General features: G+C 42.4%; 14 protein-coding genes. 2 read left to right on the forward strand and 12 right to left on the reverse strand.

Features of this window, described 5'->3' with window-relative positions; translation table 11 throughout:
• Nucleotides 1–23 precede the first annotated feature (23 nt).
• From AC1DU2_RS26955 to AC1DU2_RS27000, 10 genes are all read right to left on the reverse strand, one after another.
• Nucleotides 24–1,235 (reverse strand): DUF4998 domain-containing protein, encoded by a 1,212-nt coding sequence (locus tag AC1DU2_RS26955; protein WP_477365322.1) that lies wholly within the window; start codon nucleotides 1,233–1,235, stop codon nucleotides 24–26.
• Between the two features lie 23 nt (nucleotides 1,236–1,258).
• Nucleotides 1,259–2,488 (reverse strand): DUF4959 domain-containing protein, encoded by a 1,230-nt coding sequence (locus AC1DU2_RS26960; RefSeq protein WP_477388298.1) that lies wholly within the window; start codon nucleotides 2,486–2,488, stop codon nucleotides 1,259–1,261.
• Nucleotides 2,489–2,527: 39 nt separating this feature from the next.
• Complete coding sequence (locus AC1DU2_RS26965; protein ID WP_477388300.1) at nucleotides 2,528–4,411, reverse strand: RagB/SusD family nutrient uptake outer membrane protein; 1,884 nt, start codon at nucleotides 4,409–4,411, stop codon at nucleotides 2,528–2,530.
• A gap of 39 nt (nucleotides 4,412–4,450) precedes the next feature.
• On the reverse strand, nucleotides 4,451–7,975 hold the full coding sequence (locus AC1DU2_RS26970) for a TonB-dependent receptor (RefSeq protein ID WP_477388302.1): 3,525 nt from the start codon (nucleotides 7,973–7,975) through the stop codon (nucleotides 4,451–4,453).
• 193 nt (nucleotides 7,976–8,168) lie between these two features.
• Nucleotides 8,169–9,317 carry a FecR family protein gene (locus AC1DU2_RS26975; protein WP_477388304.1) on the reverse strand — a complete coding sequence of 383 codons (1,149 nt, stop codon included), beginning with the start codon at nucleotides 9,315–9,317 and terminating at the stop codon, nucleotides 8,169–8,171.
• 108 nt (nucleotides 9,318–9,425) lie between these two features.
• Nucleotides 9,426–10,013 (reverse strand): sigma-70 family RNA polymerase sigma factor, encoded by a 588-nt coding sequence (locus AC1DU2_RS26980; protein WP_477388306.1) that lies wholly within the window; start codon nucleotides 10,011–10,013, stop codon nucleotides 9,426–9,428.
• Nucleotides 10,014–10,495: 482 nt separating this feature from the next.
• Nucleotides 10,496–10,978: an L-rhamnose mutarotase gene (locus AC1DU2_RS26985; RefSeq protein WP_477388308.1), complete on the reverse strand. Its 483-nt coding sequence runs from the start codon at nucleotides 10,976–10,978 to the stop codon at nucleotides 10,496–10,498.
• Between the two features lie 7 nt (nucleotides 10,979–10,985).
• Entirely contained in the window at nucleotides 10,986–12,641 is a 1,656-nt protein-coding gene (locus tag AC1DU2_RS26990; RefSeq protein ID WP_477388310.1) for a sodium:solute symporter, read from the reverse strand.
• A gap of 96 nt (nucleotides 12,642–12,737) precedes the next feature.
• Nucleotides 12,738–13,967, reverse strand: coding sequence for an enolase C-terminal domain-like protein (locus AC1DU2_RS26995; RefSeq protein WP_477365298.1), 1,230 nt, complete (start codon nucleotides 13,965–13,967; stop codon nucleotides 12,738–12,740).
• Between the two features lie 27 nt (nucleotides 13,968–13,994).
• Nucleotides 13,995–14,777 (reverse strand): SDR family NAD(P)-dependent oxidoreductase, encoded by a 783-nt coding sequence (locus AC1DU2_RS27000; protein WP_477388312.1) that lies wholly within the window; start codon nucleotides 14,775–14,777, stop codon nucleotides 13,995–13,997.
• Between the two features lie 427 nt (nucleotides 14,778–15,204).
• On the opposite strand from AC1DU2_RS27000, the gene AC1DU2_RS27005 reads away from it, so the two are divergent.
• Both AC1DU2_RS27005 and AC1DU2_RS27010 read left to right on the forward strand, forming a co-directional pair.
• Nucleotides 15,205–16,107, forward strand: a complete 903-nt coding sequence (locus AC1DU2_RS27005; protein WP_477388314.1) for an AraC family transcriptional regulator — start codon at nucleotides 15,205–15,207, stop codon at nucleotides 16,105–16,107.
• 128 nt (nucleotides 16,108–16,235) lie between these two features.
• On the forward strand, nucleotides 16,236–18,521 hold the full coding sequence (locus AC1DU2_RS27010) for a GH92 family glycosyl hydrolase (protein WP_477388316.1): 2,286 nt from the start codon (nucleotides 16,236–16,238) through the stop codon (nucleotides 18,519–18,521).
• A gap of 68 nt (nucleotides 18,522–18,589) precedes the next feature.
• On the opposite strand, the gene AC1DU2_RS27015 is transcribed toward AC1DU2_RS27010, so the two are convergent.
• Together AC1DU2_RS27015 and AC1DU2_RS27020 are read right to left on the reverse strand one after the other, a co-directional pair.
• The gene (locus tag AC1DU2_RS27015) at nucleotides 18,590–19,351 is read right to left on the reverse strand and encodes a hypothetical protein (RefSeq protein ID WP_477388318.1); all 762 of its coding nucleotides are present in this window, start codon (nucleotides 19,349–19,351) and stop codon (nucleotides 18,590–18,592) included.
• A 19-nt stretch (nucleotides 19,352–19,370) separates the two neighbouring features.
• Nucleotides 19,371–21,671: a family 20 glycosylhydrolase gene (locus tag AC1DU2_RS27020; protein ID WP_477388320.1), complete on the reverse strand. Its 2,301-nt coding sequence runs from the start codon at nucleotides 21,669–21,671 to the stop codon at nucleotides 19,371–19,373.
• Nucleotides 21,672–22,173 lie beyond the last annotated feature (502 nt).

Below are 22,173 nucleotides of genomic sequence, written 5' to 3' on the forward strand. Positions count from 1 at the left end.
CTTTTATTATATTAAACAAACAATTATTGTTTATTCCAAAAGGTTATTTCGCTCATGTTGCTATAACCAGATCCTGTTACGGTATGCAACACTCTTATGCGTATATACCTGACAGGAGGAGGATTACTTAACAAATCGACTTTCAAAGCCGCCTGCCCGTCATCTGTCCTGGTAACCGATTTAAGTAATATCCATCCTTTGGCAATAGCTTCTGCTTTCCAGCCACTGTTATCGGCCCTTAAAGTTGTGGTAGCTCCGGTTAAACTATTTATCCCCCAAACTTCAAACTGATCTGGGTTGTTACAACAGTTCCTTCCAACTTCTTCCATCTGCCCCAAATTGCTGTATGACTGACCCATATCAAACGTAAGCACATGTGGAATATATGAGCCATCGCTGTGGAAAATATTAGGATAGCCTTGCGGACCGTCGCTGTTATCCCACAGTTTACTGATCGTAGTTTCGCCAGAATAAGTACTAACATCCTGTGGCAGGTGAACTTCCGAAAATTTAGATTTATCGCATTTTACATAAATATAGATTGTAGGAAATGTATCAAATTGCGCGACAGCAAATGTGTCGATTGACGTACGCTCCGGTATGTAGTACGATTTGTACGTAATGGGCGTACCTGCTTTGTAAGTGGGCAGCGTTATTGAATTTACATTTGGAGCAAGCGAAAGCTGCGATGCCACACCGGCCGCGTTGGTGTAATTAATAACAGTTTTAATGTTAATGGTATCGGGAGTAATAAAGTTTAATTTCACCGATCCATCGCCGTTAACAACGTAGGGAGTGGTTGCATCATAGCCTCGGTTTAATAAGTTAGACGCGTACACCGGTCCGTAAGCTTTAGCATTATTTAATTCATATGGAATGGATTTATTTCCTTTTGCATCATAAGAGTAGATGGTAAACGAATAAGTGTACTCTTGCAGGTTTTTAATCACGGTTCTTATTGTATCTACCTTAGTGGTAACATTAACAACCTGCGAATCGGCACCGTTGTTGTAGTATACAATATACTTTACAATGCTCGGGTCAGAACTTGCTTTCCACTTCAGGCCTATCTCTAAGTTACCGGGCTGTATAATTGCCTGTGCTACTGCACCTGTGTATGTTAGTTCATGACCATCGTAGAATTTTTTATAATCGGTTGCAAGGCCATCTTTCTTACAACCGTACCATGCTGCTGCTACAAAACAGGCAAGCAGTATATATATCAGTTTTTTCATGTTTATATTTTTATAAAAATTAACTACTCTGGTTTACCGTATAGCGAAATTTCCATTGCATGCGCAAAGTTACCGCCAGACCATGTTAGGGCAACAGCAAGCCGGATAAAGTGAACCGGCGGCGCAGCCAACGATATGTTAAAGTTTACACCAGCCTTTACAAAAGCATTGTCGGCCGAGTTAACGGCTGTAGGCGGTAAGCCAGAAGGTGGATCCGGATAATGATAGTTGCCAAGATTTGTCCAATCGCCTATAACAGTACCAACTGCGGCTGATACCGGCAACTGCGAATCTTTTGGCGAGGAAACGTTGGAGCCCCACAAAGAGAAAATTCTTGGATTACCATGACCATAAGCATATTGATCTGGCCGTTCCCATAAAATAAACCGGCTTAGTTTGTAGCTTAAACCAACATTAAATGTACAAACAAAGGGAGGATTATGCCCCGGGTTGGTGTGCCAGCCTGAGCTGTTTCCATCCGTTTTGCCATCCCATAAATTGGGGAGCACCCAACCATATCCTATTTCGGTGTCTGAAGTTAAATTGTACGGGCTGAATTTGCTTTTGTCCAGCAATTGCTCAAACAATGGCGAAATAGGTTTTTTAATGGTATCTGATATATTGCCGAATTTGTCGGTTATATAAACGCCAAAATCTCTGTTATCAGTATTAAAACCACGTACCGAGTAATCAATGGTATCGGATTTTGTATAATGCTGATCCTGGATCTCCATGGCGTTAGTTGATTTATCAAAGGCAGTGACGATAACACCAATTTCCTTCTTCAGCGGGTTTAGCGCTTTAACGTTAACACCGCCAAAATCGGCGTCGATACTTGTTGTAGCTTTAATGGAGATATAGGGTGGCGTTTGCGGGTGCACTGTAACCTTAACCGGGTCTGATTGTACATTTGCCCTGCTCACTGTATATAATGTAACATCATAATCAGCCTCTTTAGCAAAACCTTCAACATTCACGGTATCAGTATAGTAACTTGATTTTGTATCTCGTGATACGCCATTCCTTATCTGGTATTTAGCCTGTACATAAAGTATATTATCGGAGTTTGGCAGCGTATAAGTAATATAGGCTCCTCCCGGGTAGTTATCAACCTTCACATTTGTAATTATACCTGGCTTTGATTTATCTGTTGATATTGGCTCCCTGTCCCCGTCATTCCTTTTACACGATGTTATGCCGGCAACCATCAGGCCTACAAAAAGCAGGACTAAATAATTTTTAATATTTTTCATTTTTTTCATATTTAATGATATGATTATTAAACACTTAACTTACCAGTTTAAATTCTGAACCAGGTTATTATTAACAACCAGATCGTCATTCAGTATAGGCCACAAATAATTCCTGACATTAAATATTGGAATAACCATGGTGGCGGGGCGGTAATAATTTGTTGCCGATGATTCGTAAATATTCCAACCTTGCAAAGGTTTGCTTAGGGCCAACGGCAATTCTTTCCAGCGGCGAAGATCCCAGCCCGGTGTACATTCAAACGCAAGTTCGATACGCGATTCCTGGTGAATGATCTGGCGAAGACCAGCCTGTGTGGTATATTTTGAAGGATCTTTTGAGTAGGTTGTCCATGATTCGGTAACACCTTTTAATCCGGCCCTTGCCCTAACTTTGTCAACCCATGGCAACACTTCTGCGGTGGTTTTTCCCTGCTCGTTCAACGCCTCGGCATAAAGCAAATACATGCCTGCCAACCTTATTACAGGCAGGCGATAATCAGCAATGGTATAACCATCGTCATAGACAGTTAAATAGTTCACCAGTTTTTTAGGCCAGTAGCCGGTAATATTTAACCTTACCCTATCTGTTGGCCCTGCCAATGCACCGCTGCCTCGTGCTTGGACGTAGTATTGCGAATTTTGACTCAATTGGCCGTTACCAAACCACGTACCGCCGTCAAAAGCAATGTCGGCATAAAACCTTGGTTCGCGGTCAAAGTGGGCTTTAACTGTAGTATAGCCATTTCCTATATAAAACCTGTTGGCATCATCACCTGTGCGGGTGTCATAACGGTTCAGGTAGTCCCAGGTTTTATCCTCATTAATGGGTACGCCATTGTGGGTATAAAACAGCTCTTGTTCCTGTATTGGCACAGCGAAAGTACCCTGAAACGAAGGGTTAGCCGCGGCTTTTGAGGTAAGTCTTGGCATACAATAGCTCTGATCTGGAAACACAGGATTTAAAGCCCATATTGTCTCGGTATTAAGCTCCCATTTTTCGGTAATTGTTGTTTGCAGGTCTAAAACTGTTTTTAATGAGTCGTTAATGCCGTTAACACTTGCTGTAGCTGTAAACTTGTGTAATGCAGCGCCATTTGCTTCGGCATTGGTAATTGCAGCCAAACAAGCGGCAGCTGCCTTATCCCACTTGGTAACATCATAAGCCGCAGGGAAAAGTGCCTTACCATCCTTATTTTTTATACTGATATAATCCGGGTTACCGTTAAAAAGCGGGCTTGCGGCTGTGGCCAATATTTGTGCTTTAACTGCCAGTGCAATAGGCTGTGTAATACGGCCAAGTTCCTTTGTGGGGTTAAGTATTACAGGCGGCAAATCTACAGCAGCCTGGTCGAGCAACCTTACCATATAATTTACTACCGAATCAACCGGTGCCCTTTTAACCCTCACTTCGTCGGTTGAGCTGTTAATAGGCAGGTTTACATCAACAATCGGAATGGGGCCATATAGCCTGAAAAGCACAAAATGATAATAGGCTTTCAAAAACTTAACCTCAGCTATCCATCTTTTCTTTTCATCAGCACCAAGGTCAATTGGCTTGTCTATATTCTCCAGCATGGTATTGCACCTTCTGATAGCTTTCCAGGTTGCCTGGCCGCCGTTGTAACCATCCCAATAGTTAAGTCCGGGATTGCCCGCATTTTGCGTACCCCTGATCAGGTTAAATCCGGTTGGATCAATTCCCTGGAAATCTGTCAGGTTGTTTGGGAATATGATCTCGCCCGAGGTGGTAAAACCAGGGTTGTTTTGCACATAAGTTAATTGCTGAATAGTAGCATAGCAGGTAAACAGGTAGTTTTCTGCTTCATTCCGGTTCCTGAACGCATAATCTATGGTACCAACATTATCAGGCGTAACATCCAGGTACTTTTTACATGACACGCAAGAGATTGCGAAAACTGCCATGACCAAATATTTATAATATGATTTCATATTTATTTAATGTTATAAATTGACATTTAAACCTATGTTAAACACCTTTTGAATAGGGTATGCAAATCCGTTGCCGCCCAATTCCGGATCCCATAATCTGAAGGGGCTCCAGGTAAACATGTTTAAGCCGTTAAAATAGATCCGCGCATTTTTTACCAGTAAGGCTTTTGATATCCTTAGCGGCAAAGTATAGCCAACCTCAATAGATTTAAGCCTCAGGAAACTACCATCGCGCAGCCACCAGGTGCTGTTTTGCCTGTTGTTTTCAATAGACGCGCCATCAGGGCCAAGCCTTGGATATAACGCATACAGGTTTTGGTTGTCTTCGCTCCAATGATCATTAGCGTATGCCTGCAACACTTGTGTATTACCGGTGTAGTATGACTCGGGGCTTTTTATAAATGGCGCTGTTGTAGCCGGGTTAATAAAGAAAGACACTTTTGCCTGTCCCTGGAAAAACCCGGAAAGATCAAAGTTTTTATAACTGGCCGATAGACCAAAACCATAAACAATTTGTGGCACCGTTGGATTACCAATAAAAGTTTGATCGGCGCCATCAATTTTACCATCGCCATTTAAATCGCGGTATTTAATATCACCACCCTTTGGAGGGAAGCCGCCTGTACTAAATATTTGCGAAGGTGAGTTGGCCGCTTCGTTATCGTCAACAAACAACCTTTCGGCAACGTAACCAAATTGGCGGTTAATAGGCTGGCCCACCTGGTGCCTGTAAGACTCGGCATAATCAGGAGCCTCAAACTGTGTGTATTTATTGGTTGAATAAGTAAAGTTTCCTCTCATTTGCAAAGAAAAATCCTTACCAATGTTTTCTTTACCATCTACCGATATATCGATACCTTTTGATTCGGCCTTACCAATATTGGCGGAAATACCCGATTCAAGACCCATAGTTGATGGGATTGAAGACCGATCCTGAAGGATATTGTATTTGTTATTTTTATAAACCTCGGCTATTACATTAATCTTTTTAAGCAAGGTAAACTCAATGCCTAAGTTGGTTTGTTTAGATGTTTCCCAGGTTACATCATCATTTTCGTAATTATTGATACTCACACCATTGCGATAGTAACCATTGTTTTGACCAAAGCTGGCAAAGTTACCTCCATTAAGGTTCACATCAGATAAATAGAAAAACCTCCTGTCACTGATGGCATCGTTACCCACCAGGCCATAACTGCCGCGCAGTTTAAACCTATCAAACACGTTATACAAATCGCCCCAGAATTTTTCGTCTGATACAATCCAGGATGCTCCAATGGTTGGGAAAAACCCGTAACGATGGGCTGCTGAGAAACGCTCCGATCCATTTAAACCAAAGTTAAATTCAAGATAATATCTCCCTTTGTATGAATACGTTGCCCTACCTGCTAAAGTTTGGTTACGGAAAGGCAATGAATTGAATAGTGAATTTGCTGGTCCGTTAAGTGTTTGCTGCTCGGTACCAATTAAAGCTGCGCTCACACTGTGGTCGGCGGCAAAAGTGTGGGCATAATCCAACACCCCTTGCAAATACAGGAACGAACTTGCATTGTTACCGAATGAATTATATTGCAAATATTCCCTCGCTACGTTATTACCGGTAGGCAGGTTATTTATCCAGTTTAGCTGGTAGGTATTGGTGGCTTTATCGTAGTTGATAGCATTATAATAAAAAGGGCTGTAACTTAAATACGATTGGAAGAATGAGTGCCTGTTGGTGCTCATAATTGCATGAAAATTTAAACCCGATGTCAAAAAATCCAGGTTCTGGTTTAATTCCAGCTGCGCAAGCATTCTCGATTCCGACGAGTTCTGGTGCCCCTTTAATAACTCAGCGTATGGATTTATGTATTGGCTGCCACCATCTGTATTGGATGTTGCCGGCGAATTACCAAATAAGATGTGCTGCGTGCGCAAGTTGGCAGAATCTGCCGGGTAATAAGCCGGAAAATCAACCGGGCTGGTGTGCGATGCCAGGTTATAAAGCTGTGTTTGCTGGGTTCCATCGCTAGTAAGCGGGCCATTGTAATCGGCAAAAGTACCTGATAAGCGGATAATTAACTCCGTTTTACTGGTTACGTTAATGTTTACGTTCGACCGTAACTGGTATGTTTTATAATTAACGTTGTTGTTGTTATTGTTCCTGATATCGGTGCGTAAAATACCGTTATCGTTTGTGAATGCACCTGCAACATAGTAGCGGGCAACCCCACCCCCACCTTGTAAACTTAAATTGGCGCGCTGCGTATTGGCGCGTTTTTTAAACAACATATTAAGCCAATCGGTAGCCGGGTAAACGTATTGGTTACTGCCGGGAGCATGATTAATAGTGGCCTGTGTGTTAATGATTTTATTTTCATCATATGGCAGCGGGTCCAGGGGGTAACGGGTGCGCGTAGCTTCGTTAAAAAGCCTCATATAGGTAATGGGGTCTGCAAGTGCAATGGTTTTTGCCGATTGTGATTGTGAGTTTTCAACCCGCACATTAATCTGGGCTTTGCCTGCTTTACCTTCTTTGGTTTTAACCAAAATTACGCCATTACCACCTCTGGCACCGTAAAGCGCGGTGGCGCTTGCATCCTTCAGTACCGAAAAACTTTCGATATCATCCACATTTAAACGGGCAAGATCATTAGTAGTTAGTTCAACGTTATCTATCAAAATCAGCGGGTCTTGCTTATAACCAAATGTAGTTACACCCCTGATAAAGAATTTGGCATTATCCTGTCCGGGTTGGCCGCTTGGGGTAAATGCTATAACACCAGCAACCTGACCCGCCAAGGCATTGGTTAGGTTACTTGCAGGTATTTTTAAATTGCCGGGCTTTACAGTGGTAACCGAGCCTACAATGGCTTCCTTTAACTGTTTGCGGCCGTAAGCTGTTACAACTACCGTTTCGGCTGCAGTAACGTCTTCAACCATTATAACATTGTAAACCTTTTTGCCAGCTGTAACCGTAATTGTTTGGGTTTTGTAACCGATATAAGAAATTTTAATTTCCGTACCATCTTTTACATCCAAAACAAACTTTCCGTTGTTATCAGTTAGTGTACCAGATTTTTTGTCGCCGGCAGCGGCGATGGTAACCCCAACCAGGGCCTCGCCTTTTTCATTTTTAACGGTACCTGTTATGGTGATATCGGCAACGGCTTCAATGGGTGTGGCGGTATTTACAACCGGCGGATCTTTAATAATAACCGATTTGCCTTCAATTAAATAAGTTAGCTGAAAGTCTTTTAAACAAGTAGCAAGCACCTGGTCAATAGACGCATCTTTAAAAGCGGCATCTATTTTATGATTGCTGTTAATGGTTTTGGGCGACCAGAATATATTGTACCCGGTTTGCTTATTAATTTGTTTAAATACTTGCTTTAGCGTAGCATCCTTATTTACATAAGTGATTTTTTGTGAAAAAACCGCTGCGCTCACCTGCATAAAAGCAAGCATGAGCATAAAGCTTGTCATCTTCATTATGAGCAGAAATTTCTTGATGTAGCCCGAAGGCATACAAATGTTTGTAGTAAAATTTTTATACATTTGTTAAGGCTGTTAAAGTTAAAAGTGGAGTCACATTAGCATTTTAGCTTATAAGCTTTTAGATCGGGAACATCGCGAGTGTTCCTGATCTTACTTATATCATAAGCTATCTTTTACTCTTCAGGTAGTGTTTTTCTTCATAATGCTGTTTTAATTTAGGGTTGATAATTGGTTATATATTGGTTTTGGCAGTTTACTTTTTTGCCTTTTTGGTTATAATAATCTTTGATCCTTCAATACTAAAACTAACATCACCCGTTTGTTCCATTATTTTAAGCAGTGTTGATATATTGGCAAAGCGGGTGGTTACAGCGGCAAACAAATCGTCTTTAACATCATTATCCCGATAAACAACATCTACATTGTACCAGCGGGACACTTTGCGCATAACGGTTTCCAAACGCTCATCATCAAACCTGAAATAGCCGTTCTTCCAGGCAACAGCTTCTTCAGTATCCACATCAGATACCTTAAGGTGGTCTATAAGGCTTGCTTCCTGACCGGGCTTTAACATGGCGCTTTTATCGCCGCTGCTGACTTTCACCGAACCCTCAAGCAATGTGGTTTTGGTATTTGGTTCGTCGTTATAAGCATTTACGTTGAAATGGGTGCCCAAAACTTCAACTACCTGCCTGTTGGTTATTACCCGGAACGGCCTGTCTTTATTATGGGCTACCTCAAAATAGGCCTCGCCACTTAATTCAACCCGGCGGTCGCCGGCTGATCCAAAATCTACCGGATATTTTAATGAGGATGCTGCATTAAGCCATACCCTGGTGCCATCGGGTAAAAACAATTGGAATTGGCCTCCCCTTGGTGTTTCCATGGTGTTATATTGCGCTACAGCAACTCCATTTAAACCTCCATTACTATCATCCGCTGCTGTATAAACCAGTTGGCCATCGGCAGTTTTTGATATCTGAACTCCCCTCTGCTGAGTAATTTGCCCTTTTTGCGCGTCTGTAAGCGATATTTTTTGACCATTGGCCAAAGTTAGGATGGCTTTGTTGCCGCCTGGTGCTATGATCGTATTATGAACTAAGCCTGGCTGCTGAACATTCCCATTTTTTTTTATAAAAAAAATGGTTCCTGCAGAAAGCAAAAAAAGTATAGATGCTGCAACTGACCAGCGCTTCAAAAAAAAGCGATGCGATTTTTGAGGTTTAGTTTGCTGATTCAGGCGCAAAAGCATTTCCTCCTCAACGCTGTCTTCGTCGTCGGGAAATTCGGCATCCTGGTTGGCTACATTACGGTACCATTCGGTTAAAGTTTCCTTTTCCGATTCGGTCGCAGTATTATCTTTATACTTACGTATTAACTTATAAATGGCTTGGCGGTTCAATTGGTATTGCGCTTTAGTATACAGATGTACCGCGAAAACAACGGTACCCTACATGGTTATTAAAAAAAGTTTATTTAATTAAAGAAGGCAGGAATCGCACTTCTCTTTTTATTTGAAAAGCCGGTGGATATGAATAGCTACTATAAGTATCCAGCCGTGATTTTTAAGTTCGCCCCTGATAATACGGAGCGCGCGGGTAAGGTTTGCTTCAACCCCTTTCTCGGTAATTTGTATTTTGGTAGCTATCTCTGAATTTTTCATCCCCAGGTTACGGCTGTAGCCAAATACCAGGCGGCATTTTTCGGGCATTTTTTCAACAATTCCGTTTACATACTCCTGTAAAAAAATCGCGTCCAGCTTATGTTCATCGTTTACGGTAGCTTCATACTCGTAATTTTTTAACGCCAGCTCGTTTCTGCGCTGCTCTTTTTGATAGTACTTGTAAACGGTAAACTTTACCRATGTTGCCAGGAAAGCGGAAAGATTATTGATCTCAACCTCGGGATATCTTTCCCACAACGATATAAATACATCGTGTACAATATCCTTCGCAGCAAGCTCATCTTTACTGTGATTCCAGGCTATTAACAACAATTTTTTCCAGTACCGGCGGTAAATTTCGGTATAAGCAGCATGATCCCCCTCTTTTAAAAGGGCGGTAAGCTGCTCATCTGTGTATGTGCCGTAACTAGACATAACCACCCACCTTTTTCATTTAGCGGGCCTGATTTGTATAACCAGCAAAGGGCATCGCATTTATTACCAACGTACTAAACGGATGCAGTTCAAAAAAGATAACGTTTTTGTTAAAGGGTAAAATTTTCCTCATATTTTAAATTAACAGGTAATTATCAAATTATTTAGGTTTTTATTTATAATTTTTAAAAAGCTAATCCGTTACAATACCTACCTGCATTATTCCCTCTTGGTAAAATGTTATAAGCACGCAATTAAAACTCAAAAAAACACGTCAGGTTTATAACGCAACAGTCGCCATTGGTGATCCGACAGTTTAAAAATCAAAACTAAATAAAATCCATTAAAGTTAAACATTACGTTTTTCACTAACAATGGAATATTCGCTGTTAAAACACCACTTTATTTTTACGATACCACTTCAATTTTAACCAATTAACAAAACAGGATGTTTTTTTTACGATTTAAATTAAACAAAGGTTTTATTCCGTATGAAACACCTCTTCCATTGTTTGCCATTGCTGCTTGTGGGCAGCGGCCTCGGGTAGGGGCATTTGCGTTGGATCGGTTTCTTTCCACCAGCGTCTGGTGGTGGTATCAGCCGCCATTTTGGCCATATCGCCCTTAAAATCAGCGCCCACATATTCAAAGTAACTAAACAAAAAATATTTATCTCCTATTTTTTGAATATAGATGGAATAATTGCGAATGTTACACTCTTTTATCTTTTTCAAAACATCCGGCCAGGCATGCGCATGCAATTGTTTATAGTAGGCCATTTTTTCGGGCTTTAAGCCTGTTACCATACCAAAACGCTGTACATTCGTGGACCGCACTGCTTTTCTTGATGCAGTATCCTGTGGTAGGGCTATTTTCTTGCCGCCGCTTTTACAGGCAAATATGCCGATGCTGCAAGTGATGAGTATAATTGCAAACTGTTTAATTTGATGGAGAACTTTGTTCATGATGCCATTACCTGAAAATGTAAAACAATACGGCCATTATGCCAATTAACAAAACCGAAAGTACTTTATAACTGCCTAAACCTCTCCAGGCTACACCGCGTAAAGGTTCCCAGGGCGATTTCCAATACAGGGTAGCACTTTCTTTGGTATGCTGAACGGGGTACATATACGATAATACGATCTGTAAACACAGGCACACAACAAAAAGATAAAAAGCCATCATCATAAAAGGAATTGAGCCAATTGCGCTTGCAGGGTAAACCTTACCGATGATGAACACAGCTACCCCTATTGCCGAGCCTATCCATAAAGTATATTTGGCCGAAACAGCCGATGCCTTTTCCCAAAATACGCCTAACAAAAACACACAGGTTATTGGCGGCGCTATGTGGGCTATAATGTCATTTAAACCATTAAATATGCTTTCGTAATTATTGAGTAGCGGCAACAACATTAACGACAAAACGAGCGCTACACCGGCTGCCATTTTACCAATGTTCACCAGTTTTTTGTCTGTTGCTTCGGGTTTGTATCTCTTATAAATATCGTAGCTTACAATGGTTGATATTGAATTTAACGCCCCCGATATCTGGCTCATTAAACCGGATAATAGCGCGGCAACAAGCACGCCTATCAGCCCCGGAGGAATTAACTGGGTAATCATCAACGTATAAATCCCTTTGCTATTTACCACTTCTTTCCCATCAATCACACTTTTTAATGCCGAAATGTCCAGGTGCCCGCTTTGCGCCAGCGTGTAGGCAAACAGGCCCGGCATCACAAAAATAAAAACAGGTAATATTTTGATAAAGCCGCAAAACAGCGGACCAACCCTGGCATGGTTTTCATCTTTGGCGCCTAAAACGCGCTGCACAATGGTTTGGTCGGCACACCAGTACCAGATGCCCAATACAGGATAACCTAAGAAAACAGCATACCAGGGCATGCCACTGGCATCGCCATGAGGGCGAAGCATAGATAGTTTATTAAGCTGCCCGGTATGTTTTAATACTTCAACCATTGGCTCCCAACCGCCCATTTTGGTATAAGCCGCAATGCTCATGATAATAGCACCACCTAAAAGCACCACCGTTTGGATAGATTCGGTAACTACTACGGCTGTTAAACCGCCAACTACAGTATATATAGTAGTAATAATAGAGATGATGATAACACTGGTATACATATCAACCCCAAACAGCGTGTGCAATACTATACCGCCGGCCAGTAACGAAAAAGCGATATGAATTAGCACCGCCGATACTACCGATATAATAGCCAGCCAGTCGCGGCTGGCCCTGTCATAACGTTTTTCTAAAAAATCGGGCAGTGTTGATACGCCTGATTTGATATAAAAAGGTGCAAAAAACAAAGCCAATAGTATTAGGGTAAATGCTGCCATCCACTCAAAGTCGCCATTTAGCAAGCCTGTATCAAACCCACTTTGAGCAAGGCTCACCAGGTGCACACATGATATATTGGTGGCAAATAGCGCCAGGCCGATCATTGGCCAGCGCAGTTTTTTACCTGCAAGAAAATATTCGCCGGCCTCGTTATTGTTATTTTTTGTTTTTTGCTGATGACGAATACCCGACCATAACCCGATAATAAATATCGCCGCTATGTACAAGCCACTAATGATCAGATCTGGTGTGTGTATCATATTTTTTTGAGATTCAAGAGTCAAGACAACCCAACGAATTTTGTTGCCACAACTATGCAACTTCTTTCTTGATTCTTGACTCTTAATTCTTGATTCTTATTTTAAAACTTTCAAATCGCAGCTGCTCCCTGGTTCCTGTGGTGTTTGGTATACGCCGCCGGTTATATTCACAGGGTTTACAAAATGCTTTTGCAGGTGTGGGATGTGTTCTAAAAATAAAGCCTCGTGACCAATTGCTATGTGGTTAAACAAAACCAGGTGCTGGTGCAGCTGGCCCATATCGCCCACGTGTGGCACAACCGGTACCCCGTATTTTTTGCATAGCAGGCTCACGGTTATAAATTCACTTACGCCCCCTACCCTTACCGCATCAACCTGGATAAATGAAGCCGAGCGGGTTTGCAGGTAATTTTTAAAAATGATTTTGTTGGGCACATGCTCTCCTAAAGCCAGTTTCAGCGGCGAAATAGCATCTGCCAGAGTTTTATGGGCTAATACATCATCCGGGTGAGTTGGCTCCTCTATCCAGTAAGGATTCATGCTTTTAAGTTTATTGCATATCGATATCGCCTGTGGCAGGTTCCATTGCTGGTTTGCATCAAGCATTACCTTTACGCTATCGCCGGCAACTTCCCTCACAATATGCGCACGGCGAATATCCCTTTCAGGGTCGGCCGAGCCCACTTTAAGCTTCATGGCGGTAAAACCTTCGGCCAATGCAATTTTGCAGTTTTCGCGTACCTTCTCATCAGAGTAATTGAACCAGCCTATAGATGTATCATAACCGGGATAACCTTTTTGCAAAATGCTTTCGCGGACTGCTTTGGTAGTTTGTTGCTCTTTGAGCATGGCGACTGCCTGAGTATGAGTCAACTCATCTTCAAGGTACGACAGATCTAAAGTGGATACAATCTGTTCAGGAGTTAAGTCTGTTAACAGTTTCCATAATGGTAGCCCTCGCTTTTTGGCCCACAGATCGTAACAGGCATTAGTAACCGAAGCAAGGGCCAAATGCACGACTCCCTTATGTGGCCCCAGCCAGCGAAATTGCTGATCGTTAGACAAGCTTCTGAACAAATCGCCAAAATTGGACATAGTATCTTCAATGTCCCTGCCTTTAATTTTATCGGCATAATATTGCGCAGCTTTACAAACCAAATCGTTACCCTCGCCCAAAGTAAATGCAAAGCCAACTCCTGTATGGCCGCTATCGTCAAATAAACGGGTTACCGCGTATGAGTAAACAGGGTCGGTATGGATGGCATCGCTACCGGCCGCGCCATCAAGCTTATAACGAATATCATCAACCTGAATATTTTTAATCATATTGTATATAGTTTTTTTGGGGATTGATTAAGTAACTTGATTTAACACGCGGCGATAACCTAATTCGGCGCCGCCGGAAACAGGTAAAATACAACCGGTTACGAAACGGGCCTGGTCTGATACCAGGAACAAACAGGCATCGGCCACCACATCACCTTCGGGGCAATATCCCAGGGCGTGAATGTTATCCAGGTAATTTTCAATTGAATTGGTATCGGGCTGCTGCTGGCTCCAGGCCCGTAGCATGGGTGTCCAAACACCCGCGGGAGCCACCGCGTTAACGCGAATGCCGTAAGGTGCATAATCAAGCGCCATTGATTTGGTTAAAGCGTTTACAGCGCCTTTGGTTGCGCTGTATGCGGCATGTATCTCCTGGCCCATATCGCCAACCAGGCTGCTGGTGTTCAGAATATTGCCGCGCGTTTTTTTAAGTTCATCAATGCCATACCGGGTAGTGTTAAATATGCTCTTCACATTTACATCAAAAAGGGCATCCCACTCATCAGCAGTGGTTTCATGAACAGCTTTTGAAGGGTTGCTGATGCCCGCGTTATTATGAATTACATCAATTTTGCCAAAATAATCTACAGCTTTGGCAATAGCCTGCCTTATCGCTGCAGCTACTGAAACATCAGCCTTAAGGTACAGGACATCCAGCGATTGTAACTTTAACCGGGCCTCATCAATGCTCCGCTCCGAATTAGAAACAATAGCCAGCTTGGCGCCAGCTGTGTGGTATATTTTGGCGCACTCAAAGCCTATGCCTTCGGTGCCACCAGTTAAAAAAATTACTTTATTTTTTAATAGCATATAAATGTTGTAGTGTAGCCAGAGCAAAACCGGGCGTGCACACGTTTAATATTTAATCTGTAATGCTTTCACCATATAAAGGCTTGAAGCAGACCATTTATAGTTTACCGCCGTTAACCGGCAATAGGGCAAACTTTAAAAGCAAGATCGACAGCGCTGGTTATATTGGTTGTTGCGAACAAACCAAAAGTAAACCGATGTTTGTGAGTTTATAATAGCCAAAACATTTTTTTTAATGGATTATTCAATTAAACCACCAGCAAAATTGTGGTTTATTGGCATAATGTTGTGGCAGGTTTGCAATACGGGTTAAATGATTGTAATTTATAGAATGTTTTATCTATAATAGCATTCAAATACCGGATGCTATGTTTCTGCTGATGTAATATCCCACTGTAACACCAATTATTCCTTAATATTATATTTGATGAGTAACAGCTTTAAAAGGCGGCAAGGTTTTGAGGGTGAAAAATTCATCAGCATTCCTCAAAAAGTATTACGCGATGCCAAACAACGTCATCCCGAACTTTTCCATATCTATATTACGCATATAGGCTATTTTCCTAAGGCGGCATTTCATTATCGCGAACGCCGAAAAGGCTGCGAAGACAACATACTTATTTACTGTTTGCAGGGAAAAGGTTATTATATTGTGGATAACAAGCGTTTTGAGGTACGCAGCAACCAGTTTATACTGATACCGGCTACCGATAAATATATGAGGTATTGGGCCGATAATGACGACCCATGGACCATTTACTGGGTACATTTTACCGGTGATAAAATAGACAGCTTTAACAAATCGCTCAACTTAAGCATCGGCCGCGGCCCGGTGAACATCCCTTTTAATGAAAACGCGATAGCGATATGGCAAAACATTTACCAGACCCTTGAAATGGGCTACAGCCTTGAAAATATTAACAGCGCGTGCTTTTGCCTGTATCATATTATAGCTACTTTTTTGATGCCCGAGCGGCACATTCAGCATGATACGGATGATGAAGGTGACATCATCACCAAAACTGTCCACTTTATGCGTAATAACCTAAACAAAAAACTGAGTGTGGAAGATATGTCCGGCAAGCATAGTTTATCGGTATCACATTTTTCTAACCTGTTTCGTAAAGCCACCGGCATGCCCCCTATTGATTATTTTATTCACTTAAAAATGCAAAAGGCTTGTCAGCTGCTATATGCCAATAGCGATAAAATAAAAGCCGTAGCTACCGAATTGGGTTACGAAGACCCCTACTATTTCTCGCGCATTTTTAAAAAATACATTGGCTCATCTCCCGAGCAATACCGTATTACGGCGAAGAATACGGGATAACACACCCGTGCTACAAGTAAATTATCCATTCAATTTAGCATATTGTCTATTTAGTACTTGCCAGGATAACTATATTTTTAGCAAGTTCAATTCCCTTGCCATGGGGTAAAAAATCATCAACCTAAAACATGATCAATTTTTATAAAAATGCCTGTTGTCTTGGCGCACTGTTAGCTATTGGATTTGTAGCACATACTCAAACTATCAGGAAACTAACCCCTTATGTAAACCCTTTTATTGGTACAGGCGCAGTTAAAGGTAGTTTATCTGGTAATAACTATCCAGGCGCTACAGTTCCGTTTGGTATGGTACAACTAAGCCCGGATACCCGTGATGAACCAGAATGGGATGCTGCCTGCGGGTACGACCATAACGATAACTTTATAGCCGGTTTTAGCCATACCCATTTAAGCGGCACAGGAGCGCCCGATTTGTTTGATATTTTATTTATGCCCTATACCGGCGACGAAAAAACAAGAGCTGGCAATGCACAACAGGCCGGCAGCGGCTACGGTTCAAGGTTTTCGCACGATCAAGAATCGGCAAGGGCTGGTTATTACCAGGTTAAGCTGGATGACTATGGCGTAAATGTCGAGCTTACCGCTACAGAACATGCAGGGTTTCACAAATATAGCTTCCCCAAAAACAGTAAAGGCAGTGTGATAATCGATCTAAATCATTCGCTTAAAAAGCCAAATTTTGGCTGCCATGTTATCGCCGCCCAATTTCACATGGTAAATGATCACGCAATTGAAGGTTTTAGGGTGATTACCGGCTGGGCCAAATTGCGTAAGGTTTATTTTTTTGCCGAATTTAACAAAGCCATCAAAAGCAACGATCTTGTTGACGGCGGAACCCAGTATTTTGACCAACAGTTATTAAACGGTACCGATTTACGCGCGGTGCTGAATTTTGATACCGCCGATGGTACACCGCTAATGGCCAAAGTAGGCCTATCTACCGTAAGCACAAAAAATGCAAAGCTGAACCTGATTACCGAGATACCAGGTTGGGATTTTGCTAAAACAGTAGCCCAGGCTGATGCCAAATGGGAAAAAGAACTGGATAAAATAAGGGTTGACGGCACAGAGCAACAAAAACAGATTTTTTATACGGCATTGTACCACACTTTCATTCAACCAAACAACTATGCAGATGTAAACGGCGATTATACAGGCATCGATTACACCATACACAACACAAAAGGGGGTTTCTATAGCACTTTCTCCTTATGGGATACTTATCGTGCCGCCCATCCGCTTTATACGCTTGTGCAGCCAGAACGGAGCGCCGGGTTTGTTAACAGCATGATAAGCCAATACAAAGCTTATGGCTACTTGCCCATCTGGCAACTGTGGGGGCAGGAAAATTATTGCATGATTGGCAACCATGCCATACCTGTAATAGTCGACGCCATTTTAAAGGGCATTCCTGGTATAGATATTAACCAGGCTTATGAGGCAGTAAAAAACTCGTCGGTGACAAATCATCCCGGCTCGCCGTTTAAGGCCTGGGAAAAATATGGCTACATACCCGAGAATGTTTTATCACAATCGGTATCTGTTACGCTCGAGATGGGCTATGACGATTGGTGCGTTGCACAACTGGCTAAAAAACTTCACAAAACTGCCGACTATACCCGTTTTATAAAACGATCACAATATTTTAGAAACCTGTATGACGCGCAGACCGGATTTTTCAGGGCAAAAAACACAGATGGCAAATGGCTTTCACCATTCAATCCACTGCAATATGGCGGCAATGGCGGTAACCCGTATACTGAGGGCAACGCCTGGCAATATGATTGGTATGTACCACACGATGTTAAAGGAATTATAGCTTTATTTGGCGGGGAGCAGAAATTCACAGCCAAACTTGATACGTTTTTCACCCTTAACAGCAAACCCGGCGAGGTAAACGGCAATGCTTCCGGCTTTATTGGCCAGTATGCGCATGGCAATGAGCCAAGTCATCATATTACCTACCTGTACAATTATGCCGGCCAGCCATGGAAAACACAAATGTATGTGGCCAAAATCTGCGGCGAACTTTATAACACTTCATCATCAGGATATGCAGGAAATGAAGATTGCGGGCAAATGTCGGCGTGGTACGTTTTTAGTGCCATGGGGTTTTACCCGATAAACCCGGCAAGTGGCGTTTATGTGATAGGCACGCCGGTGATGCGCAAATCTGTAATGCGGCTTCCGCTGAATAAGCAGTTTACAGTGCTCGCTCCAAACACCTCGGCTAAAAACATTTATATCCAGTCGGCCAGGCTTAACGGCAAGCCATACACCCATACATTTATCACACAGCAAGATATCATGAAAGGCGGTACCCTTGAATTTGTAATGGGACCAAAAGCCAACGAGCATTGGGGTATCAGCTTAGCTGACAGGCCAACGAATTAATAGCTGAGTGCACAGACTTACGAAGTTTTAAAAACTTCGTAAGTCTATCGCCATGTTATCAACGATTTTTACTCCCTATGCCTTTTATGCTTTTTCTTCTTGCTTGATTTAGAAGAACTTTTCTTTTCAGATTTTTTGGTTATTGGCTTATCGTCTTGTTTCTTTGGTGCGGCATTAGCCGTACCCGCCTTTGGAGCTACATCAACAGAATCTTTGCTTAGCTGCTTTACAGTAAATTCGTTGCGGCTTAACCCATATTCCAACTGGCGTTTTGCGCCTGTTGAAGCAGCATCTTTACCACTGCCTTTATAAATTGGGAATTCCCGGATAAGTTTGCCATCGCGAATGTAAAAATTGTCGTCGCCCCGGTAACCTTTACGCTGCGAGTTGTTCAGTTTAGGAAAATCGAGTTTGTTGGCTTTACCATTATCGTTGCTAAACTCAAATGCATAAATGCTGGTGCGGTTAATGGTATCTTTTGATTTTGCAGCTATTAATATTTCGGGGTTGCCATCTACATCCATATCAGAATTATATACATCAATAATCTGGCCTTCCAAATCGCCGGTTGTGGTGGTATATTTTATCGCTGACGAATCGGAGTGCAGGATCATAAAGGCACCCGCCTCCTGCGATCCCCTGCCCCAGCTAAATACATCATAGTTTTGCCCTGGCGAAACCTCAATCATTTTATGGTACCTGAACGGTTTCATTAGTTCTGGCATTTTAGGCTTTACAGGCGGGTCGACAGTTTTAGGTTGATTACCGCCACAGCCGGCTATAGCTAACGCGGCCATAAAAAAAGCTATATAATAAAATCTCCTGACCATTATAAGTTTTATCCTTCTGTTAATTTTTCAGCACATCAGCTGTCAACTCGGCCTTGGTTTTGCCTGGCGCCGATATAAAAACCTTCAACGTGTTGTTGCCACCGGCGTCTACATATTTCAATGTAAACTTGTGGTAACCTTTTAATAAAGGCGCGGCGCCAAATTGCTCGTTGGCTATATGCTTGCCATCATTATCAACCACAACCTGGTCATCTATCAATAAAACCGAGCCATTGGCCGATAATGTTGAGAAGCCATAGTTGCCATCAGCCTCAATATTAATAAATCCGTTGTAAATTACACCAAACTTACCTTTACTTTTCCTGAAATCTGTTGTACTAAAGTTTTTTACCGCTCCGCTATCAGTTGGCAAGCCTATTAATTGACTGGTGCTGCCAAAAGTGCCGGTAAATAATTGGTATTTAAGGCCACTTGCGTTGCCTGTATAGTTAACGGCAGCAAAAGGTGCTTTATTGTAAACCAATGTACGGGTAACGTTACTACGCTTGCCCGATGGGGTAATTACAATAGTTTGTAATTCGCGGTACTGGTCGGTTGGTACATCGTAGTTCATGGGAATATGATACTCCAAATCGGTTTCGCGCGGCGTGTACCCATCAATAGTATAGTAAATTTTTGCGCCATCAACGGGTGATTTCAGGTTCACGCTTACCTGCGAACCAATCATTACGGTATCTTTTGCCCCAATAGCAACCGGTACATGGTAATCCAGGTTGTTTTTATCCAACCAGGCTAAGTGCGATGGCAAGCGGGTTTCGCTAAAATCTTTAAAATTTTTGTTAGCCAGCGGGCTCCAGGCAATTTCAGATAAGGCCATTAAGCGTGGCAGCAGCATAAACTCCACCTTAGCTTCGGTGGCTACATACTCGGTCCAAAGGTTGGCCTGTACCCCCATAATGTAAGTTTTTTGTTCGGGTGTTAAAGCTTCGGGAGTTGGATCGTAGCTATAAATTTTTGACAATGGCTCGTTGCCGCCAATGCTTAGTGGCTCCTGGCTTGGCTTGCCTTGGCCGTGGTCTATATAAAGCCCGTGGCTGCCAGGTGTCATAATCACATTATGTTTTTGCTGGGCGGCTGCAATACCGCCTTCTTCGCCGCGCCAGCTCATTACAGCAGCGTTAGGTGCAAGTCCACCCTCTAAAATTTCGTCCCAGCCAATGATGTTGCGCCCTTTAGAGTTTACAAATTTCTCAACCCGTTGTATAAAATAGCTTTGCAGCTCATTTTCATCCTTTAGTTTTAGTTTTTTAATCAACTGCTGGCAAAATGCCGATTGTTTCCAGGCATCCTTAGGGGCTTCGTCGCCACCAATGTGAATGTATTTGCCGGGGAAAAGTTCCATCACTTCGGTTAAAACATCCTGTATAAAGGCAAATGTTTTATCGCTCGGGCAGTAGATATCTTTAAATACGCCCCAGGTTTCGGCAGCTTTGTAAGTTTTGGTCGGGTCGCAACTTAGCTCGGGATAAGCGGCCAGTGCGGCTTGCGAGTGGCCGGGCATTTCAATTTCGGGTACGATGTTGATGTACCTGGCGGCGGCATATTTTACCACATCACGAATCTGATCCTGGGTGTAAAAGCCTCCGTAAGGGGTACCATCAAATTGTTGTGGTGTTTTATCGCGGTAGCCACCAATGAGTGTTTGCGCACGCATACTGCTGATTTGGGTAAGCTTTGGATATTTTTTTATCTCGATGCGCCAGCCCTGGTCTTCGGTAAGGTGCCAGTGAAAGTTGTTTAGCTTGTAGGCTGCCAGCAGGTCGATATATTTTTTAACCATCTCTACGCCAAAAAAGTGCCGGCCTACATCAAGCATGGCACCACGGTAGCCAAAACGAGGATAATCCTCAATTTTCACACAAGGCAATTTAGCTGTGGCAGCCCTATTGGCTGGGAATAACTGAATAAGCGTTTGAATGCCGTAAAACAAACCGGCCCCCTTACCGGCAACAGTAATTTGCTGTGGGGTAATGGTTAGGCGGTAACCTTCGGCTGGCAGGTTATCGGTACCGGCTGATGTTAATGTGATAACATTGGAGGCTGCTCCTGCGTTTTTCACAACAATGGCCGTGTTGTACGCCTGGTTACCGGCTAGGTAATCTTTAAAAAACACCACCGCTTTGTTCGAAGGCGAATCGGCCTGCACCTTTGTTTCCTGGCTGAACAGGAAAGTTCCGGGAGCTTTTGTGAGCGACACTGGCGCCGGGATAATCCCCGCATACGGATCGGTATCCTGGGCTTTAACAATAGTAAACACGGTTAACAATGCGCTTAGCATCACGACAGACTTTTTGAGCATAGTAGTATGAGATTGGTACTGAGCCGTGAATATATAACTTTTTAAAAAATTACAAGAAGTTTTCTATTGTAACAAAAGCATGTTTTTGAATCTATGCTGTATAGGATGGTGGTTAAAATTAACAAACGCTGCTTCAGCCAAATTAAAGCGAATTCGACAAATACAATACCGTGCAAAACAACACGGAAACTGTTATATTTTATTGGTAACCAATACAAATTTACCTGCTTCTTTTCATATTTCAACGCTGCCTGCTGTCCGTTCATAAATAGTTAAAAATAAGGCAATTAATTTCAAATTTTACACAAAAAATCGACAATTTATTTCAAAAAAAACACAAAAAACTTCAAAAAAAATAAAGTCGTTTTTTTTAGAAAAATTCAGAAAAAAAAGTCTGAAAGACAGGCAGGCTTTGCTATTGATTTAGTCCCCCGGCTGAAGGATATATTTAGCTAAACCGATAAACCAATTAAAAATGTTTACCATAAAACCCGGCATGGAA

Source organism: Mucilaginibacter sp. P4_C11, from assembly GCF_056402115.1.

What these genes read in the sequence shown, in the direction of transcription:
- AC1DU2_RS26955 (WP_477365322.1), bottom strand. Translation starts at nt 1,235, where the DNA reads ATGAAAAAACTGATATATATACTGCTTGCCTGTTTTGTAGCAGCAGCA.
- AC1DU2_RS26960 (WP_477388298.1), bottom strand. Translation starts at nt 2,488, where the DNA reads ATGAAAAATATTAAAAATTATTTAGTCCTGCTTTTTGTAGGCCTGATG.
- AC1DU2_RS26965 (WP_477388300.1), bottom strand. Translation starts at nt 4,411, where the DNA reads ATGGCAGTTTTCGCAATCTCTTGCGTGTCATGTAAAAAGTACCTGGAT.
- AC1DU2_RS26970 (WP_477388302.1), bottom strand. Translation starts at nt 7,975, where the DNA reads ATGTATAAAAATTTTACTACAAACATTTGTATGCCTTCGGGCTACATC.
- AC1DU2_RS26985 (WP_477388308.1), bottom strand. Translation starts at nt 10,978, where the DNA reads ATGAACAAAGTTCTCCATCAAATTAAACAGTTTGCAATTATACTCATC.
- AC1DU2_RS26990 (WP_477388310.1), bottom strand. Translation starts at nt 12,641, where the DNA reads ATGATACACACACCAGATCTGATCATTAGTGGCTTGTACATAGCGGCG.
- AC1DU2_RS26995 (WP_477365298.1), bottom strand. Translation starts at nt 13,967, where the DNA reads ATGATTAAAAATATTCAGGTTGATGATATTCGTTATAAGCTTGATGGC.
- AC1DU2_RS27000 (WP_477388312.1), bottom strand. Translation starts at nt 14,777, where the DNA reads ATGCTATTAAAAAATAAAGTAATTTTTTTAACTGGTGGCACCGAAGGC.
- AC1DU2_RS27005 (WP_477388314.1), top strand. Translation starts at nt 15,205, where the DNA reads ATGAGTAACAGCTTTAAAAGGCGGCAAGGTTTTGAGGGTGAAAAATTC.
- AC1DU2_RS27010 (WP_477388316.1), top strand. Translation starts at nt 16,236, where the DNA reads ATGATCAATTTTTATAAAAATGCCTGTTGTCTTGGCGCACTGTTAGCT.
- AC1DU2_RS27015 (WP_477388318.1), bottom strand. Translation starts at nt 19,351, where the DNA reads ATGGTCAGGAGATTTTATTATATAGCTTTTTTTATGGCCGCGTTAGCT.
- AC1DU2_RS27020 (WP_477388320.1), bottom strand. Translation starts at nt 21,671, where the DNA reads ATGCTCAAAAAGTCTGTCGTGATGCTAAGCGCATTGTTAACCGTGTTT.